Origin of the sequence: Bradyrhizobium jicamae (genome assembly GCF_001440395.1) — a bacterium.
GTDB classification, from domain to species: Bacteria; Pseudomonadota; Alphaproteobacteria; order Rhizobiales; family Xanthobacteraceae; genus Bradyrhizobium; species Bradyrhizobium jicamae.
Genome location: NZ_LLXZ01000083.1, coordinates 1 through 1197, shown reverse-complemented (window position 1 = coordinate 1197; position 1197 = coordinate 1). Strand labels below are relative to the sequence as shown.

The following is a 1197-nucleotide window of genomic DNA, read 5'->3' as shown; positions in this document are numbered from 1 at the left end:
ACGCTCACAACATCGCGGCGAAGGCCGTGCGCAAATGCGGTTGCTGCCGCAGCAGCTCGAACATGTGGTTTCATTACGCAACACACCAGCATGCATCTTTGAGCGAGCGGACCGCCTGAGGCGAGCCCGCCCTACATCACCGGGGGTGGTGGTTGGAACGGAATTCGGTGATGTCGTCATAGCGCAGCAAGTTGCGTGCCAGCATCGCAATTGAAGCGCTTGCCGGCCGACCTTTGCGTTAGAAACCTACAAGGTTTGGTAGGCGGCTAACTCAACAGGGTTAGGTATGCTAACGGCTTCGGTTGTGCAAGGCAGGGATATTCCACACGAAGGAGGCCTCAGATGGTCTACGAGAAACTCGCCAATCAAAGTGTGCTGACGCTTACGCGTGTTGCACATCACGCGTGTTGGTTCGGAGCCGAACCAGTGACGGACCATTGTCGCGGCGGCGCTACCGGCGGGCTGCAGGCAGACGGATGAGTACGGTAATACGCAGAATCCTTTCCTCAACGGGCTCGTGATTCTCTCGTCTTCCAATGGTGCGTTTTCGAACGCCCCGCAGACCGTAACAACTCGCAGCAGCAGCTGGGACCATCTGCTGAACACACACACACGACACGCTGACCGTCAGCGGAGCGGGTAGGCTGAACGTGATGGGCTCGAACACATAAAATGTAGCCCACAGCCTGCTGATCCCAGCCGCGGGACCTGGGCCGCTTCTGGACGACAAGGCCGATCCTATCGGCGCCGCCGACTGTTCGACGGGTGCAGCAGATGGACGGAAAGCACCGGTCAGCAGCGGTTATTGCGCGCGCCTGCTTGTTGAATGGCCTTCCGACGCGACGCACTGTGGCTCCTTCATCTGAGTGGTACAGCAGGGACCGAAGGTGCTCTGGGCCAGAGTATCCCGCGCAGACGCTCAAGAGTCCATGAAACGACCGCAGGTCATCATGGGAGACGGTGTATGCATATGAGCACCAATCTTGCTGTACACGAACCGACCAACGCGCTCCGGCTGATCACACAGGCGTATATGCGCCTTCTCCTCATCGCCTTCGCCCTGATGCCCGCCCAGTTCATCGCTTACCTGCATTTCCAGCAGAATCCCACGCTAAAATTCGAAAATCACCTGTTCCACGAATTCGCGATTGCCGTCGCCACCCTCGAAGGGCTGTTCGTCACCTATGTGACGTGGCG

General features: G+C 58.4%; 1 protein-coding gene and 1 pseudogene. Both read left to right on the top strand.

Going from position 1 to position 1197, the window contains the following annotated elements; all coding sequences use genetic code 11:
- Positions 1–214, top strand: a 214-nt coding sequence (locus CQ12_RS45670) for a hypothetical protein (RefSeq protein ID WP_210180591.1), incomplete at its 5' end; no start/stop codon positions are given.
- 756 nt (positions 215–970) lie between these two features.
- Positions 971–1197: pseudogene (locus tag CQ12_RS13565) on the top strand (GGDEF domain-containing protein); the annotation flags it as partial.